This is a genomic window from Psychrosphaera aquimarina, assembly GCF_032461525.1.
Taxonomy (GTDB): domain Bacteria; phylum Pseudomonadota; class Gammaproteobacteria; order Enterobacterales; family Alteromonadaceae; genus Psychrosphaera; species Psychrosphaera aquimarina.
The window spans coordinates 596,265-620,782 of record NZ_JAWCUA010000003.1; the positions used below are offsets into that span (position 1 = coordinate 596,265).

The 24,518-nt window shown below is 38.0% G+C and carries 15 protein-coding genes and 1 tRNA gene; 9 read left to right on the top strand and 7 right to left on the bottom strand.

Annotated features, from left to right (window positions below; genetic code table 11):
• Nucleotides 1-59: 59 nt before the first annotated feature.
• Nucleotides 60-1,043 carry a CNNM domain-containing protein gene (locus RT723_RS06015; protein ID WP_315946274.1) on the bottom strand — a complete coding sequence of 328 codons (984 nt, stop codon included), beginning with the start codon at nucleotides 1,041-1,043 and terminating at the stop codon, nucleotides 60-62.
• Between the two features lie 270 nt (nucleotides 1,044-1,313).
• Between RT723_RS06015 and RT723_RS06020 the strand changes: the two genes are divergently transcribed.
• Together RT723_RS06020 and RT723_RS06025 are read left to right on the top strand one after the other, a co-directional pair.
• Nucleotides 1,314-2,009, top strand: coding sequence for a 2OG-Fe(II) oxygenase family protein (locus tag RT723_RS06020; RefSeq protein WP_315946275.1), 696 nt, complete (start codon nucleotides 1,314-1,316; stop codon nucleotides 2,007-2,009).
• Nucleotides 2,010-2,188: 179 nt separating this feature from the next.
• A complete protein-coding gene (locus RT723_RS06025) occupies nucleotides 2,189-3,574 on the top strand; it encodes a hypothetical protein (protein ID WP_315946276.1) in 1,386 nt (461 codons plus the stop codon).
• A 123-nt stretch (nucleotides 3,575-3,697) separates the two neighbouring features.
• On the opposite strand, the gene RT723_RS06030 is transcribed toward RT723_RS06025, so the two are convergent.
• Nucleotides 3,698-4,582, bottom strand: a complete 885-nt coding sequence (locus tag RT723_RS06030; protein WP_315946277.1) for a TIGR01777 family oxidoreductase — start codon at nucleotides 4,580-4,582, stop codon at nucleotides 3,698-3,700.
• Between the two features lie 347 nt (nucleotides 4,583-4,929).
• Here RT723_RS06030 and RT723_RS06035 point away from each other — a divergent pair, with 347 nt between their 5' ends.
• Together RT723_RS06035 and RT723_RS06040 are read left to right on the top strand one after the other, a co-directional pair.
• Nucleotides 4,930-7,104, top strand: coding sequence for a putative bifunctional diguanylate cyclase/phosphodiesterase (locus RT723_RS06035; protein WP_315946278.1), 2,175 nt, complete (start codon nucleotides 4,930-4,932; stop codon nucleotides 7,102-7,104).
• A gap of 298 nt (nucleotides 7,105-7,402) precedes the next feature.
• Nucleotides 7,403-9,151 carry a diguanylate cyclase gene (locus tag RT723_RS06040; protein WP_315946279.1) on the top strand — a complete coding sequence of 583 codons (1,749 nt, stop codon included), beginning with the start codon at nucleotides 7,403-7,405 and terminating at the stop codon, nucleotides 9,149-9,151.
• Between the two features lie 470 nt (nucleotides 9,152-9,621).
• Here RT723_RS06040 and RT723_RS06045 read toward each other — a convergent pair.
• Together RT723_RS06045 and RT723_RS06050 are read right to left on the bottom strand one after the other, a co-directional pair.
• Nucleotides 9,622-9,698: transfer RNA gene (locus tag RT723_RS06045), tRNA-Ile, on the bottom strand.
• A gap of 109 nt (nucleotides 9,699-9,807) precedes the next feature.
• On the bottom strand, nucleotides 9,808-12,567 hold the full coding sequence (locus RT723_RS06050; RefSeq protein WP_315946280.1) for a choice-of-anchor B family protein: 2,760 nt from the start codon (nucleotides 12,565-12,567) through the stop codon (nucleotides 9,808-9,810).
• Between the two features lie 282 nt (nucleotides 12,568-12,849).
• On the opposite strand from RT723_RS06050, the gene RT723_RS06055 reads away from it, so the two are divergent.
• The 5 genes from RT723_RS06055 (at nucleotide 12,850) to RT723_RS06075 (ending at nucleotide 21,116) form a co-directional block, all read left to right on the top strand.
• Nucleotides 12,850-14,499, top strand: coding sequence for a flagellar assembly protein A (locus tag RT723_RS06055; protein WP_315946281.1), 1,650 nt, complete (start codon nucleotides 12,850-12,852; stop codon nucleotides 14,497-14,499).
• 146 nt (nucleotides 14,500-14,645) lie between these two features.
• The gene (ompR, locus tag RT723_RS06060; RefSeq protein ID WP_216055088.1) at nucleotides 14,646-15,365 is read left to right on the top strand and encodes an osmolarity response regulator transcription factor OmpR; all 720 of its coding nucleotides are present in this window, start codon (nucleotides 14,646-14,648) and stop codon (nucleotides 15,363-15,365) included.
• A 73-nt stretch (nucleotides 15,366-15,438) separates the two neighbouring features.
• Nucleotides 15,439-16,749 (top strand): two-component system sensor histidine kinase EnvZ, encoded by a 1,311-nt coding sequence (gene envZ / locus RT723_RS06065; RefSeq protein WP_315946282.1) that lies wholly within the window; start codon nucleotides 15,439-15,441, stop codon nucleotides 16,747-16,749.
• 54 nt (nucleotides 16,750-16,803) lie between these two features.
• The gene (locus tag RT723_RS06070) at nucleotides 16,804-17,034 is read left to right on the top strand and encodes a hypothetical protein (protein ID WP_315946283.1); all 231 of its coding nucleotides are present in this window, start codon (nucleotides 16,804-16,806) and stop codon (nucleotides 17,032-17,034) included.
• A 155-nt stretch (nucleotides 17,035-17,189) separates the two neighbouring features.
• The gene (locus tag RT723_RS06075) at nucleotides 17,190-21,116 is read left to right on the top strand and encodes a S8 family serine peptidase (RefSeq protein WP_315946284.1); all 3,927 of its coding nucleotides are present in this window, start codon (nucleotides 17,190-17,192) and stop codon (nucleotides 21,114-21,116) included.
• A 76-nt stretch (nucleotides 21,117-21,192) separates the two neighbouring features.
• Here the strand turns inward: RT723_RS06075 and RT723_RS06080 are convergent, their stop codons facing one another.
• The 3 genes from RT723_RS06080 to RT723_RS06090 form a co-directional block, all read right to left on the bottom strand.
• A complete protein-coding gene (locus RT723_RS06080; RefSeq protein WP_315946285.1) occupies nucleotides 21,193-23,700 on the bottom strand; it encodes a TonB-dependent receptor in 2,508 nt (835 codons plus the stop codon).
• A gap of 114 nt (nucleotides 23,701-23,814) precedes the next feature.
• Complete coding sequence (locus RT723_RS06085) at nucleotides 23,815-24,087, bottom strand: hypothetical protein (protein ID WP_216055082.1); 273 nt, start codon at nucleotides 24,085-24,087, stop codon at nucleotides 23,815-23,817.
• 201 nt (nucleotides 24,088-24,288) lie between these two features.
• On the bottom strand, nucleotides 24,289-24,420 hold the full coding sequence (locus tag RT723_RS06090) for a hypothetical protein (RefSeq protein WP_315946286.1): 132 nt from the start codon (nucleotides 24,418-24,420) through the stop codon (nucleotides 24,289-24,291).
• Nucleotides 24,421-24,518 lie beyond the last annotated feature (98 nt).

Consider the following 24,518-nt stretch of genomic DNA (forward strand, 5'->3'; position numbering starts at 1 on the left):
AATGATTATTTAGAGACTCATGTCATTATTTGGCTCTATTTACTCTTGATCTGAGTTTGTTAGGCCTTTTTAGGTTCCACATCTCGTTCATCTAAAATAGAGACTTGCAGTAAAGCTTCAATCACATCTTCTAAGGTAATAATACCTTGCACTTCACCGTATTCATCCACAACTAATGATATATGCGCTCTTTGTGTTAGTAATTTATTAAACAGAAGAGGTAAAGATAAGGTTTGGGATACGGTTAAGATGGAATTAACCAATTTAGAAATACGATAGCCGGGTTTTACCCTACTGTTGGCTAACATAACATCCGTTTTTAATATGTAACCTATGATGTCATCTGGATTTTGATCAAATACTAAAACTCTTGAGTAAGGCACAGAACCATGTTGTTTGCAGTATTCTTCTACCGTAGTGTCTTTGTGTAAACGGAACACTTTTGCTCTTGGTGTCATCACTTCACGTAAAGAAATGTCTCTGAAGTTTAATAGACTTTGAATAATATCAGACTCACCTTTATGCAAAGCGCCTGCTTGTAAACCCAGCTTTGCCATGGCTTCAATTTCAGAGCGCATGTAGTGACTTTCATCGTCCTTTTGTTTAAATATCTTAGTGACCAATTCAGACATCCACACAAATGGTTTTAATATCCAAACTAAATAGGTTAATACCGAGCTTACAAAAGGAGCGAGTTGTCGCCAATAGTTAGCGCCTAATGTTTTAGGAATGATCTCAGAAAAAATAAGCACAAATAACGTCATAATGGCTGAAGCGATCCCAATGGCCGAATCCCCATAGATATGAGATGCTTGTGCGCCAACCCCAGCCGCGCCTGCGGTATGAGCAATCGTATTTAAAGTTAGAATGGCGGAGAGTGGTTTATCAACTTGCTGATTTAATTTACTCATACGTTTGGCCGCTTTCACATTGCTTTGAGTAGCAATATAAGCGGGGGTAAGACTCAATAACACCGCTTCCATTATTGAACATACAAATGAAATTAATATTGCGACAAGCGCAAATACTAATAATAAAAACATAAAAATTCCTTTAACTTGCAATCAACAATTGCGAGTTAGTTACTGAGCTGAATAAACCTAAGTAATGACTATATATTCATTAATAGGCAGCATTTCAACAAAAACAGGTTATTAATATCAATTAACTTAACAATGACTAAAGTTAACTTGCTGTCAGTACCATGAAATAGCTCATAACTAGAAGTGAGTATTTCTAATGGATTCTTTTTTTTGCCCAACCCTGTATTATTCACGGCTAGTCAAAGTAGGTAGTTTTAGTAGGCCGTTTTAATGTGGTTAAATGAAGAAAAAATAAGTGATTTAGCGATAAAACATTACAGAGCTTGTTTGCTTAACACTTGCCCTAAACATGTGGTGATTGATAACTTATTTAATGCCGAAAAACTCGATGCGATCATTCAGTTGCTTTCACAACCTCAGCATTGGCAAACTCAACAACATTCTTATTCCGAATTATACGTTGATCCCCAACACTGGCATGAAGTGACAGAACAAGAGCGTTTTGTGCAAAGAGATTCTTGGCAACCTGATATAGATGACAATACAAAAATTGGTACTGATTTAGCTCAAGAGTTTTTAAGTTTTTTACGAGGACAAGAATTTATGTCCTTGTTATCAAAAATATTTAATGTGCAGACAACGGACATTCATGTTGCTGAACCTAGCATTAATACCAATTACTTTCGCCTAGGGAACCATGATTTTGTATCTCAACATGCTGATGACTCTCCTGGAAGAGAAGTGTGCATGTTGTTGTATTTAAATAAAAACTGGCAAACTAATGCGGGTGGAGAATTGGTGTTTTTGGGTAAGAGTGATAACCCGTTAAGTATTTCGCCTTTGTTTAATCGTTGTGTGTTGTTTGATCCTAGCTCAGAAGGGTCCGAACATTGGGTAGCAAGTTTAAATCCCGAGAATACAGCGCAGTATCGATATAATGTTACGAGTTGGTATTGGTCTGAGTAGCATGATTAACGTTTCCAAAATCCAACTATGGTTCTAATATTTAACAAGAAGGTTGATATTCAGCGATTGGATTATCTGACAATATCAAATATATTAACTCAGTCTATTGGGTCCACTCTGACTGTGAGCCGAACGTATGATGTTGTTCAATCTGTCGGTGTACAAAAAAGGAAGTGGTTTTGAGAGTGTACTATAGCTTTTTGATTGTTATTTTTAGCCTGTTATTAAGCGCTAATGCCATGGCAATGATGGCTAATGAATTAACCGTAGGATTGTTAAAAACTGACAGTACCGCAGAGAAAAAATATTTATCCTTGTTACAACAAGTTTATCCCAACCATAAAATAACAGTTCAACGCAGTGATAATGCCTCTGTGTTACTAGAAAAACTGATAAAATATGACATAGACTTAATCCTTCCTTGGCAGCCATATATTTATAAAAATGTGCTGCAGTCGTTTAACTCTGTTAGTACCACAGAAAAGGTCATCCTCAGTTACTCTCCAAATCTCGAGTTCAACCAAACGACGGAGATGAAACAATTCAAGTTTGGTATGGTCGGAGATGTAGATACGCAAAATATTAAAGGACTTGATGACAATGTCGTTCAAGTACCCAGCTTTCAAGCTGGTTTAAGCTTAGTTAATAAAAAACAGTTAGATGGCATCATACATTATGTTTCTGATGCAAAAACGACTGAAAATAACTTATCTCAACTAGCATTGCTCCCTGCCAAAAATAACGTTGTCGCATTCAGTAAAACCATAATTGGCCGTCAGCTGAAAGATCAATTCGACGCTAGCTTAAACCGCCAAAGCTATCCTGTAATTCAAGACCAACGCCCCCTTTTTACTATCTATTTGTCTGGTAAAACGAGTGACGATAATTATGACTTAACTCACTACACCAGTTTGATTTTATCGAGCATAGGGGGTTATAACATTTCGCTTGAGTGGATGAACAACGCGACTGAATACTTTAACAGTGCCGGGGCAAATAACAGTTGTGTGATGACCATGTTAAAAACACCAGAGCGATTACAAAAGTTTGATTTTAGTGAGTCAATTAATTTAACTTTGGGCCAGCGTTTATATTCATTAACGCCCATTCCTAGCCCTGAACCTATTTCATTAACCACGTTAATAAATCAAAGTGTAGACTTACGATTAGGCTTTGGGGCGACTCGTAGTTATGGTGATAAATTGGATGATGAGATCTCAAACTTATTGTTTAAAAATAAAATGGCATACGACTCATCTCACCAAGTGTTATTAAAACATTTTGCTAATAAAAAGTTTGAGTTATTGATCACATACCCCTATGACTTCATGCATTTTGATGTACAAGAAAAAATGTATAGTTATGAAGTTCAAAACTCGCCTAAATTTATAGAAGGTTACTTAATGTGTGGCCGATCTGATTTGAGTAATCAGTTTTTAAAACAATTTGATCATGCGTTAACGGAACTGACGCAATATAAACAGTTTTTTGATTCACAACTGCAATATTTGCCAAAAAGTGAATACACACTTTTTGCCAAATATTTTAAGCAAATATACAAGTAAGCCTTAGTAAAAAATTAACATTCCGCTTGAGTTTGTTATAAACCTTGACCATAAATAAACCCAAATATGGTTAAATGTTTGCTTTTGTATTAGTCGTTTAAAAGCTCTTAGCTAGGCTTATGTTTATGTATTGATAACATCATTAAGCGCGTCATTTATCTGTTCAAATTTAAATTGATAACCGGAAGCCAATGCCTTAGCTGGCACTACTTTTTTACCACTTAATAATAATTCTTGTCCCATTTGGCCCATTAGTAATTTAATTAACCAAGCTGGTATAGGCAACAAAGTAGGACGATTGACGGCTAAAGATAGTGCTTTAGTAAATGCCGAGTTAGTAACAGGAAATGGCGCGGTACAATTAATAGCTCCATTTATATTCTTGTTATCGATACATAATGTTATTAGTCCCACCATATCGTCTATATGAATCCACGGCATCCATTGCTGGCCAGAACCAATCTTACCGCCAAGTCCTAATTTAAAAGGCGGGAGCATTTTATTTAAGGCTCCACCCTTTTTGCCTAATACAATTCCAGTTCTCAAGAGGCAAGTGCGAATACCTAGTGCTTGTGCTGCCAATGCCGTAGTTTCCCATTCCTTACATAACGTACTGGAAAAGCTGTCATCGCCTTTAGCTGTTTCATTTATATCTTGGTTTGTTGTATTGATACCATAAAAACCAATTGCTGACCCACTAATGAATAATGAAGGTTTTAATCGGGTGTTCTTAAAGTAATCTATAAGGTGAGTTGTTGTGTTAATACGACTATCTTGTATTTTGCTTTTTTGCGAATGTGACCAACATTTGTTGGCGATAGGTTCACCAGCCAAGTTAATGACAACGTCAAACTGCATAGAGTTATCGATTTGCGTTACATAGGTTATGTTAGAATGATTGCGCTTGATTGAACGTGATACCACAACGAGTGTGTGTCCGTCCGCTATTAAAAAAGAACATAACGCACTACCAATAAAGCCAGTCCCCCCTGTTATAAGAATGTTCATGAATTTGACTCCTGTAATGAACGAGCAATAGGTAAATCGTGCTTGTTTTTATTCAATGTCACAACACAACCACTAATTAACATACTCTCTATACCCCTAATTGGATCACAATAGAGTCAATTAGCAAGGATACAATAACCGTAATGGATGGCTTTATGTAAATCCTCTATTTGCTGTGGTAAGTAAAACTAGGTATTTTTAGTAGATTAAATAAATATTAATTTTTATTAATTCAGATCAATTTTATATTACCGATATACCGTTAAGGTTTATTGTTATCTCGGACTATATTAAAAATACATAATAAGTTTAGTATTGGGGGATGTTCGTGAACATTAGGAATGCAATTGATTAAGAAAACGTCTGCTGTTAATACTCATAAAAATGAAGATATGGAACGCCTAGAATTAGTGATTAATTCAACTGGGGTTGCAATTTGGGACTGGCAAGTACAAACCGGTGACGTGACGTTTAATGAGCGCTGGGCAGAAATTATTGGTTATAACATTGATGAATTACAACCCATTAATTTTAACACTTGGTCGCGCAGTATTCATCCTGATGATCTTAAAGGTGCAGAGTCAAAAATTCAGGAACATTTTCGCGGAGAAACTGATTTCTATGAAGTTGAGGCCAGGATGAGGCATAAGTTGGGGCACTATGTTTGGGTCCTTGCTACTGGTAAGTTAATTGAATGGGATGATGCCGGTCAGCCTCAGAGAATGATTGGAACACACTTAGACATCAGTCAGCGGAAGCACAATGAAGAACAACACTTAATTAATAGCCAACTATTAAACGAATCTCAAAAAATAGCAAAAGTTGGAGGATGGAAACTCGACTTAACAACAGGTGATTTATTTTGGACGGATGAAACCTATCGTATTCATGATACGTCACCAGAAGAATTTAACCCCACTGTCGATGCCGGTGTTGGTTACTTCTTGCCTGAGTCTAAAGAAATCATATCCGAGGCTTTGGATAAGGCCATTAATCAAGGTATAGGTTACGATTTAGAATTAGAAACGTACACGACGAAAGGGCGACTAATCGATGTCAGAACAACTTGCTCAGTCACCTTGGAAAATGGCACTCCCGTGCGTCTCACAGGTATTTTTCAAGATATTAGTCTGCATAAATCAGATCAAAGAAAGCTTAAAGAAAATAACATTGCCTTGGAGAAAGCGAATTCAGCGTTAGAGTTGTCTGCTCATTATGATTCACTCACAGGACTTCCCAATAGAAATCTATTATCCGATCGATTGGAGCAAGCTTTAGTTAGAAGTAAACGAAACAAAAAAACAGTTGCCATTGCGTTTATTGATTTAGATGAGTTTAAAGTTATTAATGATACTCATGGTCACAATGTGGGTGATGAGTTATTAAAAAAGGTAACCAACAACTTAATGGGGGCGCTGCGTGCTGGCGATACACTATCCCGTATCGGTGGTGATGAATTTGTTGCTGTGATTGAAGAGCTAACCAATACGTCTGAAAGTGAGCCGATAATTGCCCGTATGCTTGAATCTGTGTCCGGAGTACTTTTGGTTGAAGGCAAGTTAATGAAAATTTCAGCCAGTATCGGAGTGACATTTTATCCTTCGGATAATGCCAGTCCAGATCAGCTGCTCAGGCATGCCGATCAAGCTATGTATATTGCTAAACAGAAGGGAAAAAATTGCAGTCATATATTCGATATTGAAAAAGATGTTGCAGTTAAACACTTAAATGAAGAATTAAGCCGGATTGCCCAAGCGTTAAAAAACAATGAATTTACCTTGTATTACCAACCCAAAGTCGATCTCAGAAATTATGAGATAATTGGGGTTGAAGCATTAATACGTTGGAACCATCCCGACAAAGGTGTGCTTGTTCCAGATTTATTCTTGCCTACTGTAAAACACGATATGTTAGATATTGAAATTGGTAAGTGGGTCATACACACCGCAATGGAGCAATTACAAAGCTGGCAAGCGCTTGGTTATGATATTCCCATCAGTGTGAATATAAGTCCGCTGCATATTGAACATGCCGAATTTGTAAAAGACTTAAAAGACATTCTTGCCCAATACCCTAGTATTAATCCAAAACTGCTTGAGTTTGAAGTCTTAGAAAGCAGCGCGCTTAACGATATAGAGTTGGTATCTAAAGTAATGAAAGACTGCAGTGAATTAGGTGTATGTTTTTCTATTGACGACTTTGGAACGGGTTATTCATCTTTGACCTATTTAAAACGTTTACCCGCTAAGTATTTAAAAATTGATCAGTCATTTGTCAGAGATATGTTAATTGATAAAGACGATAAAGCGATCATCCAAGGTATTATTGAGCTCGCAAAAGTGTTTAATCTAAACATTGTTGCCGAAGGGGTAGAAACGCCTAAACATGGAGAGGCGCTGCTGGCGTTAGGTAGTTATGTTGCACAAGGATTCGGAATTGCAAAACCGATGCCGGCAAAAGAACTATTAAGTTGGGCTGGAAATTGGAAACAACACCCGTGTTTAATCGACGGTCGGGATTAAATAAGAAAACTAGAACGATTAATATTAATAGAGTTACAGTCCCACGTGGGTAAACTTAAAACCTTATCGACTTTCTAGCTCAGAACAACTATTCTTCGTAATATTATACATTTAGTATTAGTGACAGTAGAGGCGGTTGAGCATAAATGACACTTCATTCATTGCATAAAGTTTTCATATTACACTTACTTGTTGCGCTAGGGGGCTTTCTTTATATTCCCCATTATCTCTTGCGGTTAATGACAACGATATTGAACAACGCTTTCGTCAACTCGAGTATTCAGAGCTTATTGGTGGTATGGACAAATATCGTGAAAAGTTATTGGAACTTCACACTAGGTTAGACCCCAAGAATATCAAACATCAAAATCGTTATAACGCCTTAGATTGTTGGATGACAGAAGCTGATACAGCAGAGTTGGTGCAATCTGCTATCAACAAAGCGAATGCATATCTTTTAAAAGCAATCGCAGATGAAGATAAACGAGCTCAGTCAGATTTAACGCTTTGTAGAGGTGTATTTTATCAATCAGCTTCGGATGATGTTTCAGCTGAGCGTGACTACAATAGCGCTTTGAATTTAGCGACTGAAATTAATAACATAAAACTGATTGCTGACTCGTTGTCGACTCGGGCATCGTTAGCCGCTCTTAAAGGTGATTTAGCACAAGCTCTAGAAGATCTCCAAGTTGCACAAAGCTACTATGAATTAGCCAATATTGATTATTGGGCATATTATAATTTAGCTGAAATAGGAAACACTTATCGTCGTATGGGGGATTTCGAACGAGCATTAAGCCTGATGGACGAAGTCGAGCAGTACTATGAAATAAGAGGGGATATACAAGCGGTAAATGACATTCGTTATATTCGTGCGTTAATCATGGATGATCTTGGTAATCATGCTCTAGCGCAAGAACTTTACACTAGTTTGTTAGACGATGCCTATAAGAATGACGATGAAATATTAATCTCGTCAATGCTTGTCACTATGGCTGATTCACTATTGCAAGCAGATAAAACGTCAGAGGCAAGAAGTCGTCTTAATGAGGCTGAGCCAATGTTAGACCCTCAATTCGATCCCAATAATTGGTCGTTGTGGCATTTATTTAGTGCCAAAGCGGACTTTACTGATGGAAACTACGAATCCGCGTTAGCACATATAAAAAGCGCAGAGCCACATGTGAGTAGTCAAGATAATTATCGTTACTTGGCATGGATTCAGAGCATAAAAGCGAAAACATTGGCTGCACTCGGTGATTGGCAACAAGCCTATAAAGCGAATGTCGCCTATAACAATACTCAAGAGTTACTAGCGAATAAACTACGCGAACAAAATACCACGCGTATGCGTATAGAGTTTGATGCTGCAAGAAAAGAAGCTGAAAACAAAACACTAAAAGCTGAACAGTCTGTCCAGAAAGCACAATTACAGTCATTAGAGGAACGTAAGCGCTGGCAAGCCTTGGTAATTGGTTTGTCACTCATTTTATTGACCTTAATATTAATTTGGGCATATCGACAATTTAAGCGTGCTCGTTTAATGCATAAAATGGCCATGACAGATGAATTAACCCGACTTCCTAACAGGCGCAGCATACAGGCTAAAGCATTGCAGGCTATGAATGCAGCTCGTGAAGCCCAAACCCCAATGAGTTTATTAGTATTTGACGTTGATTACTTCAAACGTATTAATGATACTTGGGGGCATGAAGTTGGCGATCGTGTTTTACAAAAAATATCAACGGCAGCACAGCTCGTCATGCGCAAAAATGACAGCGTAGGTCGTACTGGTGGTGAAGAGTTTATGGTGGTGTTACCTGACTCTACATTGGACAGTGCCACAGAGGTGGCACAACGTTTATGTGACTGTGTTGCTGCAATAGATATGCAAGAGATTGATGATAATTTAGTGGTGACCATTAGCTTAGGAGTTGCTCAACTCACGGATGTTGATACAACCGTTTCCATGTTAACCCAAAGAGCAGATAATGCATTGTATCGAGCAAAAGATGCTGGGCGAAACCGAGTTGAGGTTGAGAGGTAATTGTAATTTTATAGTTACCACTAACTAATTTTTTGAACTGAAATTAACTAGTTAAATCAACGCTGGACGTTATACAGATAAAGTAATTGCAACTATATACTTTTAACCTCCCCTTTTACTTCACCTTTCGAATCTCATTGCAGCTCAAAGATATCACCTTGTAAATGCCCAGTTGTATACACAAAAGTCGGATATACAGTACTTCACTTTAATTCCGGTTATATCCATGTTCATATTTGTGAGTTGAACAACTAACTTAATTATAAAAATATATAACGTATGGTGTTAGACAAGGTGTTCTGGAGTGATGTTTATGAGTCTTGTCTGTTGGTACATCTGATGACACATTAAAGTTGGGCTTTAGCAATATCGTATAAAACTAATTGATATGCTCAAGTGTAAGTATTTATAGGTGTATGGGGGATTGCAGGCATAAAAAAAGACGTTAAAAACGTCTTGAGTTGAAGTAATGGTGCCCCCTCCCTGACTCGAACAGGGGACCTGACGATTATGAGTCGTATGCTCTAACCAACTGAGCTAAGGGGGCATTCCATTTGTTTTCTGATGCAAAATTTAATCTTGCTGAAAACGGCAGGGAGTATAAGCAATGTTGATTTGCTTGTCACTCCCTGATTTTGATTTATGCTTTTATTTGCCTAATGTTTGACCAATTGTTTTAATTTTCTTATCAAAACTAAGCCAGATAACATAATTAACAGCAACCATCCGTAACTTGACCCTTTTTTAGAAGGCGTAGGTGTTGGTACGTTAACCTCGTTTATAAGCTTTTCAATGGTAAATGTAACCGTAGCACTTTGATCAAATGGGTCGGTGACGGTTAATGAAAACTCATAACTTCCAGCCTGATTTAACGTGATCATAGCGTCTAACGATGTTGGGTTATCTATGGTTATTGTCTCACCAGACACTTGTTGCCATAAGTATGATAACGGGTCATCGTCATCAGTAATCGCGACAAGGTTTTTTAAGGCATATTGTGTAACAAAGGCCGCACTGTGATCCGTTGCGGTAATGGTTGGAGTTTGGTTACTTTCGTCATCTAATATTAAGTACTCGATGTCAGTCGTCGCGCCTAATCTTGCGTCATTTTGCGCAACCAGTTGCAATAATAACCATTCGTTATTTTCACTAATACTGTCGTTTAATATGGTTAAGGTTACTGTTTTATCTTCGCCGTCATCTACGTCCCAGCTAACAACACTGTTTGATAAAGTAAAGTCGGTATTTACCTCTGCATTATCGCCTTTATCTGAAATAATTTGGGTTAATTCAACCGATGTAGAGCTTGTTAAGGGGGGAAAACGAGTTAACTTGATGTCGAAGGTTTTGTTGTCAGGTGCATTGCTATTCTCTTTAACTGTTTCACCTGATGTTTTTATTTCTACGGCTCCGACTAAATCTTCACCTAAAATGTTTACCCATGCTAACGCTGGTGAATATAAGGTTGCTCCACCAGTAACATTGTACAATTCGATCGCCAAAGACTCTGTGGATTCTGACTCAACTTCATCGTTAATTATTTGAATTGTGAAAGATTTAGCACTTGTATCGCCGTCTTCCCACGTTAATGTACCTTGAGTTGCTATGTAGTCAGATTCTGTGGCCGAACCTTGTAACGTTCTATAGTTTGTACTGATAGCCCCAGTGGAACCATTAACTCGCTTAACCGTTATGGTAACTAAATCGCTTTCTTGTGCATTGATGTTTAACTGTTCAAACTGCAGTGAACCGGCGGCTACGGCTTTCGTATTATCTTTTAATACATATAAACCAGAATTTATATCGCTGACTAAGATTAAGCCACTAGGCAAAAATGGGTATACGCCCCAAGCGCCATTAAATGAGTTACTGTCTGACGTTGGAAAGGTATCAAAAAAGCCGACTTCAACCGGGGCTATTGGATTTGTGATATCAAGTACTGTCATGCCTCGCTCGTAATTAGACATATAATAACGGTTACCTCTCACGAATCCGTTATGATCGATGGATTTGGTATCGCCTTGCCATTTACCTTTGTACTCTGGATTTGTTAAGTCTGAGACATCAAAGATATGTAAACTGGTATTTAACCCTAGGCGCTGTTCGTCTAATTCATCATGGACGTACACGTATTGTTTATCTTCTGTCCACCAACCAGAATGTGTATATTCGGCGTTGGCATACACACCTTGTCCTAGTTCTTTCAGTTTACTGGCATTGGTTTGATCCCATAAGCGCATTTCTTTTTCATTAAAGTCGACAAACACATCACAAGTGTCACCGGTTTGTTGGCATTGGGTTTGTGCTCTGTCATCTTCGACCACAAAGGAAGTACCATCGTGGGTATAATCATTCCGCGTTGCGTTTAATGGAGTATAAAGCGCAGAAGGGGATTCCGGATCAGTTAATGAGTAACTGCGGTGAGCGCCACCATATTTATTTGAACCCATGGCATGCAAACTTGGAGAGCGACCGTTAATGGCCACACCCGTTGTGTAGTTCACATTACTAATATAAATATTATGTAGGCTATTATCTTGATAACTTGTTTTGACTAGTTTTGCTGAATTAGGTAGGTCAGAAAGGTTGATGATGGCGACCCCATTTGTTGCACCGTCTGTTGAAACATAAGCGTATGCTTGCCATTTAACTAAACTGGCATCGTAATATTGATATACCTTTATATCGCGCCATATCGCATTTGAACCTGAGATTATATCTACGACGGTTGGATTAGCCGGGTCTGCTAAGTTAACCACTGCGGTACCATTGTTTAAACCTATAATTGCATATTCAGTCCCTGTATTTAGGTCAACATGCCCCCAAATATCGTTACCTGCACTTGGATTGCTGGCGAATTGATTTAAAGGAACGTGTGCCACCAAATCAATATTGTCACACGGATATTCACCTGCTTTATTGTTGGAGCATGTTAATTCTGATTGCGATTCACTTAGTACTTGGTAGCTCGCGAGTTTCTTTTTTAATGATTTTATTTGGATTTGGTCTAACGCTTTGGCGTCGGTCATTACCACAAAGCCACGTTCACTTAAGGCTTCTTTATATTCTAATGGAATGCCATTTAAGTAGGTGGCGTTGTTATCGATATCGCGTTTTTTGTAGTGATCAACTATAGAATAGCCGCCATAAGCCGGGATAAGTTGACTGGTAAGGTAAAATATTTCATCAACGGAAGTGACATTATACTGTCCTGCCGCAACCAGCACTTTGTCCCCTTTGTTTGCTTGAGATGAAGCGTAACCTATGGTTAAACATGGTTTTTCTACCAACTCACAACGACCGGTATCAATACCATTGGGTGCAACATATCTTGCTTTATCGTGTTCCGCATGAGCGAGTGCAGAGTTGGAAAACACGGATAAAAAAATAACAATAATTACGGCAGTTGATTTCATAATTTTCTCTATTAGTTCAGGGTATTGAGTCAAAAACGTTGGTTTTTTTACATCCTATTTAATTTGATACTAACTGATTTGTTTACAAAACTTTAGTTATAGATAATGATTCTTATTTGGCAAATGGCTAAGACTAGGTTATAAAGCCAATGAAATCATTTGAGACTATAAAATTAGTGCATAAACTGGATTAATAATTATATTTGCCGATATAAAAGATCTTGATCACTAATTTGATTAAACCAATACCAATAATAATTAAAAAAATACAAAAGGTTTACTTTGTCTGACATAAGTTTTAGTCAAGAAGGCAAGACGATTTCTATCGTCGTAAATTGTCATTCTGAGAGTCCCATATATGAAGAATCTGAACTGCTGAAAGCACATGCTGACAGTACGTTTTATAAAACCTATGTAAAAAAAGAATTATTACTTGGTATCTTAGAATCGATCAATGACACCGTTGTAGAGATCAAAAATGGCGAAGCTAACCCTAGCGAGTATCGCCATGAATTTGCTGAAGTAAAAGATGCCGTTGTTTCTATTAAAATAGCGAACGATAAAATGTCCGCTAAAGCCCAAATAGAAATGCCTTGGGGCGGTAAAATTGCTAGTGTCGATACCATCAAAAAAGAATGCAAGTACAAAGGATTAAGCTTTGGTCTCAAGCGTTCTAAAGTAGAAGCTTTATTAGAAAATAGTTTTGATGCTCACCCAGGAGAAATCTTTGAAGCGGTTATTGCTGTGGGTAAAGATCCCAAACATGGCAAAAATGCTTACTTTAAACCTCTGGTTGAGTTGTTCTCAGAAAAGATCCGTAAACCAACCGAAATGGAAGGTGGAAAAGTTGATCTTAAAGACTTAGGTGATATTGAAACCGTTAAACCAGGTGAACGAATCTTTCAAAAAATCTCCCTTACGGTTGGTGTTGATGGTCGTAATGTATTGGGCGAAGTGATTCCTGCAACTCCAGGTAAAGATGCCAAACTTGAAGTCTCTTCAGGTACAACTGTTGATCCAAGCGATCATAATGTACTGCTCGCCAATAAAGAAGGTTTGGCTCGATTAATTGATAATCGTATGGAAGTCGATGATGTTTATACCTTAGTTGAGTTAACGCCTAAACAAGGACACGTTAAATTTAACGGCTCAGTCATCGTATTGGGGGATGTTTCCCCTGAAATGAAAATTATTGCATCTGGTGATGTACTGATTGCTGGATTTGTCGAATCTGCCAGTATTCGATGCCGTGGTGAGTTAACCGTGCTGTCTGGGGTGTCAGGTAAAGCATTAGATGAACCGTTTGACGATAGAAAAAACAATTGCTTATTAGAGTCAGGTAATCGAGTAAATGTTTCTTTTGCGAACCATGTTGATATTGTGACAAAACGAGATGTTTTTGTGCATAAACAAATATCACATTGTAACGTAGTTGCCGCGTCAATTGTGGTGGGCAAAGGGCAGATACCTAGAGGTAAAATTATCGGCGGCCATTATTTTATCAGTAAGTATATTGAAGTCGGTCATTTAGGCGCGCCATCAGATACGGTCACCCATATTTCAATGAACCGAACCTATGATGTGTTCAAACAAAAAGAAAAACATTTTTGGGATCAAGTTGAGCAGTTGCAACTTAAGTTAGAGAAATGGCATGTTAAATTATCGAGCTTAGTGCAGGAAGATCAAAAAGTAGCCGTTAAATTTGAAATCGCTCAATTAGAAAATATCATCACTAAAAACATTAATTACCGAAAAACATTAATACAACGTCGTCGTGAATATATGGAAAATGTGGTGATTAAAGTTAACCACTCCTTATATGGCGGACTTAACTTTAGATTTGGTAGTAAAGTCATAACCAACGAAGCGCGAAAAGGCCCGTCAATCGTTAGGTTAGACGAATATCAATTGGTTATCGAACCCAAAAACTAGCAGTCCCCCTCAGGATTTATCCAATCGTTTTTCACTATTTTTCCCTTCTGTAAAACTTTGTAACAACCTAATTAAAGAGATGTTTTGGCAAACCGCTGGTTTTCTTTTATATTCGTCAGAGTTTAAAAATTTGATTGGATAAAACAATGGAAAGCGAAACCACCAAGATTTTGGTTGTCGATGATGATATGCGTTTACGTAGTTTGTTAGAGCGCTATTTAACCGAGCAATCTTATATTGTAAGAAGTGCCGCAAACGCAGAACAAATGAATCGCTTGTTAGATCGTGAAAATTTCCATTTAATCGTTTTAGACCTTATGTTACCAGGTGAGGATGGCCTATCAATCTGTCGCCGATTACGTCAAAACGAAAATCAAATTCCAATTATTATGTTAACGGCCAAAGGTGATGAAGTTGACCGTATCATTGGATTGGAATTAGGGGCAGATGATTATCTGGCAAAACCGTTTAATCCAAGAGAATTATTGGCAAGAATACGTGCCATCCTTCGAAGAAAGTCAAAAGAAGTTCCAGGTGCACCTACACTAGAGGAAGAAGAAGTTAGCTTTGGTGAATTTACCCTTAATCTGGGTACGCGAGAAATGCACCACGGTGAAAAAATAATGCCGTTAACCAGTGGCGAATTTGCCGTATTAAAAACCTTAATAAATCATGCAAGAGAACCGTTATCTCGAGATAAGTTAATGAATTTAGCTCGTGGTAGAGATTATTCAGCATTGGAAAGAAGCATCGATGTTCAAGTTAGTCGTTTACGTAAAATGATTGAAGAAGATCATACCAAACCTAGGTATATACAAACGGTTTGGGGTGTAGGTTATGTATTTATCCCAGACGGAAAAGGATAGTTGTACCTAGTGCACTTTTTATCTGCACCAACTTATCTGAGTTGGCCATTAAATAAATTCAAATGAAGTAGTTATGAAATTATTACCTAGAAGTTCTTTTGGTCAAACCGTATTTTTAGTTGGTTCGCTGTTATTGATTAATCAAATCGTCTCTTTGGTGAGTGTTTTATTTTATGTTATTGAGCCAAGTTATCAGCAAGTAAATAACTTATTAGCTAAACAGGTTAAGGTTTTATTTATTGCCGATACCCAAGGCATCAAAGTACCTAGAAAGTTATCTGAAGAATTTATTCAAGCAACCGAAATTAAAGTGTTCACTGAACAACAAGCTGAACAGAATGGTTTGTTAGAAGCCGATTTATATCCTTATTTTTCGACTCAAATGTCCAAACAGTTAGGAGGTAAAACGGAAGTTCGTATATCTCAGGGCCATGATTATTTTTTCTGGGTAAAGCCGCCGCAAGCGCCAAATTATTGGGTAAGAATGCCGTTAGATGGTTTTGAAGAACAAAACTTTTCTCCATTCACTATTTATCTAATTGCAATTGGCATTTTAAGTGTGGCTGGAGGCTGGGCATTTGCTCGCCAACTTAATCGCCCACTAAAAGCACTGGAAAGTGCAGCTATAGAAGTTGGTCAAGGCGATTTTCCTGACCAGCTGAAAGAAAGAGGCTCAACGGAAATTGTTGCTGTAACTCGTGCCTTTAACCAAATGTCAGCCGGAATTAAACAGCTTGAGAAGGATAGAAACTTATTAATGGCTGGTGTTTCTCATGATTTACGAACGCCTTTGACTCGAATTCGGTTAGCTACTGAAATGATGGGGCCAAATGAAGACTATTTGAAAGACGGCATTGTTAATGATATTGAAGATATGAATATGATCATAGATCAATTCATTGCCTTTATTCGTCATCATAAAGAAGAAGCATTAGAGCCGATTAACCTAAACTCTTTAGTAAAAGATGTTGTGGACTCAGAGCAACAAAATAAACAAAGACAATTTGAGCTCGTGTTTGATGAAAACATGACGAGTCAAATGATACGTCCTACTGCGATCAAACGAGTGATCACCAACTTAATTGAGAACGCACTTAGGTATTCAGAGTATAAAATAGTGGTTGAGACCGGGATTGATGAAATAAATAACATGATTTATTTTTCAATTTCAGACAGCGGTCCCGGAATAGATGAAGACGACGTGGTCAAATTGTTTGAACCCTTTTACCAAGGCGACTTAGCTAGAGGGGGTGAAGGCAGTGGTTTAGGTTTAGCTATTATTAAAAAGATAGTTGATACTCATCATGGCCTAGTGATTTTAAAAAATCGAGCAGAAGGTGGTTTAACGGCAACCGTTAAATTGCCTATGGTGAAAGTGGTTTAATCACCAGTTAGTCGTTTATCAAAACGATTTTAATATTAAATTTTGGAGGTGTGTATGTCAGGTCAAGGTTCAACAGGCAATGTATTAGCCGCGTTATGTAATGTATTTTTCCCAGGCTTAGGACAGCTAATCCAAGGGAAAATTTTACCGGCAATATTTATTTTTGCATTAGTCACCGTAAGTTATGCATTATGGTTTTTAATTTTCCCAGCTGTATTTGGTGCAATTATCCACTTGTGGGCGATATACGATGCCGCAACATTTAGGCCTTATGAATATTCTTAGCTAATTAAATTTGTAATTTATTTATGCATAAAAGCCAATGATTTCATTGGCTTTTATTGTTTTAGGCAACAAGATTCTTAAGAAAATATGCTTGTTCGCTTTCTATCTGATAATAATTTGATAGAGTTCAATTAACTAAGTTTTTAGAGCCTAAAATGAAATCATTATTAATCCTACTGTTTATCTCAACTTCATTTTTATTTAGTGTATTGAGTTTTGCCACGGACACCGCCAAGTTAATTGCCAAGCCTATAACGGCCAAAGCGGTTAAACATAGCCAAGTTAAACAGCAGTTTAAACAATATATCGTCCAATTTAATGATGACTCCCTTGCGAGAAAATCTCGATTAATAGCGAGTAGCAAAAACCAAAAGCAAGGTTCTGTCTCAGTATTAAGTCAATCGTCGGTCACAAGCTCTTTAAAAGATCACAAACAACTACTCGCAAAAAAACGCAGCGTATTTATGTCAACGCTCAAGGCCAAACACAAAGACGCTAAGGTGTTACGTGAGTATTCATCACTCTTAAACGGCGTAGCCGTTGCAACAGTTCTATCCCTTAAACAAATAAAAAAGATAGAAAATGTCAAAGCGGTTTACCCCGTTAGACGTTATAAAAACAAAATGTCTAACCTATTACCTATCATTCAAGCTGAAGAAACGTGGCAGTTGCTTGGTGGACGAGAAAATGCAGGAAAAGGCATAAAAATAGCCATTATAGATTCTGGAATAGTTGAAACTCACCCTATGTTTTCAGATTCTGGCATGTCAGCGCCAAATACTTCAGAGTTACCTAGTGATGACTATTGTCGCACCAGTGAATCGAGTTTTTGTAATAATAAGTTGATAGTGGCTCGTTATTACGTTCCTGACTTTATTAATATTTCTAATAGTGATGAATATGACTCGCCTAAAGGTTTGTCTGGCCATGGAACACATGTAGCCGGGATAGCAACGGGACGTCAGGTTACGGCACCTAATGGTGATGTTATCTCTGGGGTTGCTCCTGGTGCTTACTTAATGGTGTATAAAGCTCTATGGGGCCAAGATGGTGAAGGCAGCGATGTAGAGCTTCTTTCTGCATTGGAAGATGCTAAAAAAGATGGGGCCAATGTGATCAATAATTCATGGGGTGGCAATAATGGACAACATCCCTCTTCCACTTTATATAAAGAGTTATTTGAAGAGTTAGAGGCCAGTGGGATTATTGTCGTGAATGCGGCGGGTAACGAAGGTGAAGACATTGGTGAAAAATCAATAGCTTGCCCAGGTTGTGTTGAAGCCGGTATAACGGTAGCAGCCACGTCCACAGATCTTTCTACAGGATTACCGGTATCATTTGAAAATCAAACCTTATACGCCACACCCGGTGATAATAGAGCCATTAACAGCGACATCAATGCCAGAGCGCTTTTGGCGCCAAGTGATAATACTTTAGGTTGTGACGATTGGGATTCGAATGTTTTGGACGGTTTAATTGCTATCGTAAACAGAGGTACTTGTCTGTTTGAAGAAAAAGCAGATAAAGCCAAAGCCAGAGGCGCTATCGCACTGATTGTTATAAACAATGAAATCGAAGCGAATATTACCATGTCCATGGGAGATTCAGACTTACCTGCTATCTTAATAAGCCAAGCTGATGGTAACAAATTGACAGAAACACTAACCAGCACGCCAGATATCACATTAAATATAGGTTCTTCTTTTGTTGTTTCTACAGATCCCAACTTGCAAGACTGGGTTGCCGACTTTTCGTCATTAGGTCCCAATGGCGATGATAGTTTTATAAAACCAGATATAGCAGCGCCTGGGGTTGGTATTTTATCCGCAACTTCTTCAGAAGATACCTCTTCACCTAACTTGGAATATGCGAGATTAAATGGCACTAGCATGGCCTCGCCAGCAGTTGCCGGCGCGGCAGCATTACTTAAGCAGCATTCACCAGAATTAAATGCGTTAGAAATTAAAAGCATTCTTATCAATAGTTCTGACGCGGTGGTAAAAAATACGACCGGTGAACAAAACGCAAACGCATTTGAAACGGGTGCTGGGCGATTGAATGTGTTTAATGCATTACAAGCAACCACTTATGCCCAAAAACCCAATATGGCAGCCAAATATTGTGTTCTTAACTGCTCGGTAACTAATCAGTTGATCTCGTTAAGTAATAACACTATTACATGGTCGGCGACGGTTGCATTTGATGATGCCAATATCACAGGTGAAGTGGTACCGAGCACATTGACATTGTCAGAAACCAATAAGGATGCGAGTTATTCTCTTAACGTTAATACCCCATTAGGGTTAGAACAGGATTGGTATTTTGGTCGTATACAATGGCGCGATGGACAGGGAAATGTCATTAACCAAGCGGTAGCGATTAGTAATCAGCAAACCAGTTCTGAATTATTAAAGTTAACTCTGGATAATGTAAGTTCAACCACAAAATCCATTAGTTTACTATCAAACAATATCACCAGTGATGAAATAATAGAGGTAGATCTTACAATTTCAGGCGGTGCCAGTTTTGTTGACAATAGTTTAGTAGTGAGTGGGGATGATAGTCATCAAGTTACTAAGGCCTTGGCAACTCAACTTTCTGTGATAGCAGATGTTGCCGTAGGGATCAGTGAAATTACAGCCGAGCCTGCGCCTATTACTGTTAATTTAGCAAACGATGGCGTTAAACCAATCGCTTGTGAACTTGAAGCGTGTGACGAAGTATTATATGAGATTGAGTTTGATTTTAAACATTTTGGTCAGAGCTATAATACGTTGTTGATGAATGATAATGGGCTTATTGTTGCAGGGGAAGATGTTCCAGATCAGAGCGAGTTATATTTTAATTTGTCATTTCCTGATGAGACAGTTCCCAACAATATAATAGCGCCATTTTGGACTGACTTTAATTTAATAAACCATACAGAGCCAGACGATGAAGGCGGTGGTGAAATGTTTGTGGCTTATTACGAATCATCGGACATTGAATATCTTGTATTACAATGGAACAAAGTACAGCTGTATACGGATGATGAAATTACCCCAGCTGATCTAGGCGTTTCTCGTGCGGATCTTGAGTTTACTTTTCAATTAATTTTACAACAGAATAGCGAAAACAAGTGGTTTAGATACTTAGATATACCTGAACAGCCAAGTTTTTATTCTGTAGGTACTGAGAACAGTGTCGGCTCTCAAGGTGGCACTTATTGGTTTGATGGCAATGGGATCAATCCAGTAACGACTGGTGATGAACTAGGCGTTAAACTTGGTAAGATTGGCACCTTGACGATAGACGTTGATGTAAACCAACAAGCGTCGGATTCCTTTAGCCAAGACGATGATATCGTGGGTTCGAAAGACGACACATTAAATATTAACGTACTTGCTAATGATTTAGCATCGACGGAAGACGCGATCTTAACGACAAGTGTTAATAATATTAAGCAGGTTAATACATTATTCAGCAGCAGTACCGAGCGTACTTTAATTAAAAGCACATTGTCGATAACGACAGAACCTCAACATGGGCAAGCTGTGATTGTGACCGACGGGATGGTGCAATATACCCCTGACGCTAATTATATAGGAACGGATCAATTTAGTTATTCAATTGAGAATGACTTGGGACAAATTTCCAATTCGGATGTCAATATTACAATTTTAGCGGTGAATAACATTCCACAAATTATTAGCAGTCAAATTCCGACAACGATTAATCAAGGTGAATCCGTTACCTTCTCAGTTAATGCCCAAGACAATGACAGTGATTTAACCTATTTATGGACTATTCCATCACCGTTAACGGCAACTAATACCACAAGTTCGGAAATTCAAGTTACTTTAGGTGCGTTAACTGAGCAGCAAGTCGTCTCGGTTTCCGTGGCGGTATCTGACGGTGAAAATACAGTGACTAAAACGGTTGAAGTGAGCTTAATACCAACTGAAATAGACCTTACAAACGACACAGTGGAAGAACAAAGCGATAAAGATAAAGGATTTTTGGGGCTGGCAATTAACCTGTATTTACAGAGCCTGTTAATACTTCTGCTAATGTCACGTCGGTTTGCTCGTAGAAACAAATAACATAGAAATGAATACCGAGGGAAAGTGATAACCAATAGAGTATTGGTTATCACAATTAACGACCCTGTAACTAAATTTAGAACTTACCTCTAATACCTAAATGAAAGGCTCTTGCTGGTAATAAGGTTAAGTCTTTCAAATATGAACTGTGCACTCGTGCTTCCACATCAAATACATTTTTGATATTGGCAAATACCGTCATATCTTGTTGGCCCATTTGGAAATAATAAGCCATGTCGATATCGGTCATATTATATCCATCGGTTTCTGTTTCTAGCGGCGCTAATTTAGTTTGAGAAAAGTAATACATATTGTGCAGTCCTAAATCCCAGCTATCGCCTTGGTAATTAACATTAATGCCAACGCGGTGTGGTGGAATACGTGGTAGGTATTCACCAGATGTTAATTTGCCGACAATTGTATCTGCTTGTAATACTAACTTTAATGCTGAGTTAACCTGCCATTTGAACTGACTTTCGACGCCATAAAATTTAGCGTTATTAGTTTGTGTTATGTAAACCGGTAATTCACTATCATGTTCTTCATGTTCTTCATGTTCTTCATGTTCTTCATGTTCTTCATGTTCTTCATGTTCTTCATGTTCTTCATGTTCGTCGTGTTCAAACAATTCAGTCGATAATAACCCAGTTTCATTCTGGTAATAAAAGTTATCTATGGTGTTGTAAAATACATTCACAATAAAACCAAAGTCACCGTTGAATTTACGTAAGGTCAACTCTGCATTGGTCGCCGTTTCAAGTTCAGGTTTTTGGCTTGATAATGTTAACTCATGATGATCACCGTCATGTTCTATGGTGTATACAGAACCTACTTCAAAGCTGCTTGTGCCAATATGAGGACCAAGAGAAAGTAACTCACTCGCGCTTGGCGCTCGTTCAGAACGTGTTAATGAAACACCTAAGTTATAACCAGGAGTAAAGTCCCATACGATTCCGCTAGATAAGCTGATTGGAGTGAAATCAAAAATATGGTTGTCACTACTTGGTACGCTTTCTAACTGCTCGTCAGTTAATGCACTGTAATTAACATCGATAGGCTCACCGGTTAAGCTAATAGACTCAACACGAGCACCTAATTGCAATAATACTGAGCCAAGATGTCTTTCTTCTAATAAAGCTACTGAGGTATTTTCTACACTGGAAGCTGGTGTAAATGCTTCATCACCTTGAGCGGAAAAATCAGATTTTTTATATTCAAAAGACAGTGCACCATGCCATCCTGCCATTTCAGCAAAAATCAGATCAGACTTTATTTGACTTGTTTTGTTTTTGAATTGAGTACCAATAACACCATTTTCTAGCTCTGCATGTTTATAATCGGTAAAACCTACTTTTGTTTGTAATGCGGTGATAAAAGAATGATCAAATTCAAATTCACTCAAAATCTGTACTCGGTTTTGCTGCATATCACCTTGAACTAACTCTTCTTCATGAGATTCTTCTTCATGTTCATCCTCGTCATGAGCTTCTTCTTCATGTTCTTCATGAGCGTGACCCGGTATTCCGTATAGACGATTTAATTGACCAAATGAAATGCCAATATAACCAGAGTCGAATAAGTAACTAGCGCCTATATTAAAGCCATCGGCATCCGCTGCTGTGTTTGCAAGTACGCCACTGCTTTCTTCTTCATGACCTTCTTCATGCTCTTCATCGTCATGAGCATCTTCTGATTCCGCCTCTCCAGGGATTTTATAATCGTCGCTTGAGCGAGCGAAGGCATCAAAGTGAACGGCAACATTATCAAACCCTTTAGTTAGGTTGACGCTTAATTCGTTTTCATTGGCAACGGTATTATGAGACACCTGGTAGTCGGCTTCAAAATCTGTATTGGTTGGCACTCTATTATCAACCACATTGATCACGCCACCAATTGCACCATTACCAAATAATAAGGTTGCAGGCCCGCGTAAAATTTCAATTTGTTTAACGGTTGACGTTTCAGTAGACACTACGTGATCTGGCCCAACTCGTGACGCGTCTGATACATCTAAACCATTTTGGGTGATCATAACTCTTGGACCATCAAGTCCACGAAGAATAGGGCTTGAGCTAACCGGTCCAAAGTAACTTGAATGGACGCCAAGCTCTGACTTTAACGTATCACCTAAGGTTGACGAATGTTTGTTGCGTAACTCTTCGTCTGAGATCACTGATATGGCGGAAGCAGACTCGATTGTAGAAGAGTGCAAAGGTGATGCATAAACATCAAGTTGCTCAATTACGCTGGTTGCCATAAGGATCTCTAAATCCCCTTCATTAATTTTTTGTTCGTTGAGCAACAGATTTTTATGTTGGAAACCATTAGCGCTTATATGCAGTTCGTAGGTATGTGGAATAATGTCAGCATGAGCAGATTGTTTTGTGTCGAGTTCAATAACAAAACGACCTGCTTCGTCGGTTAATTCTGAATGATTATGGCCATGCAATTGTACTTTTGCATTTGCGATTGGAATTAATTTAGCGTGTTTATTTTTTGAATAAACCACACCGGTTAAACTCTGTGAAGCATAAATTGGTAATACGATAATAAGCGCTAAAAAAGCGCAAACTTGCTTAAACATGATGTTCGCCTAAAACGTGAAAATTAAAATACTGGGCATAAGTTGGGCTTAAAAAATATACGAGCTCAACTCAATCAGATCGAAATCGATCTACTGTTAAAAAAGTAATGGATATTAGGCGGTATAAGGGGGAGCACGCGCGTGCAGAATGGTAACTTGAGTTTGTTTTGCGACTAAAAACTCTGGCTTGATAACTAGGTTGTTATCATTAAATTCTTCAAAGGAATAAGTTGTAGGCAGAATAATGTCGTCAAAAGAACTTGAGTGTGAACAGATATCACATTGCTCAAGTGTATGATTTTGACTGATATGAGTTAATTGATGTTCAGATTGCACAAAAGCAGTGTTTAATAAAACACTGATTAATACGATCTTGAAGATGTTCATCAATTGGCTAGACATATTCTGGTTAAATACAATCATTTAGAAAAAGTAACGTGATGATACATTGTATCTTTTTGGCTGTAAATTTTTAATATGCGATTTAACGGTTTTCTTTTTAATTTAAGATAATTGATGAAACAAAAAAGCACCCTGACATTAGATGTTCTAGGGTGTTTTTAATATTTAGGTAAGTGTTTGTTAGTATTACTCTTCACCTTTAGCATTCACCACGTGAGAGATGAAATACCAAGTATAAAAAATACCTAATAAGATAGTTAAACTTAAAATACCAAAGCTTAAATACAATACTGGATCACTAAAAAAGTCTCTGAACATAATGTTCCCCTTAAAATATAATTGTGTTGTTTATCTGTTAAGGGAAGTGTAATTGGTTAGTAGAGCGTAGATATGATCCAGATCAAGAATTTCAGCGG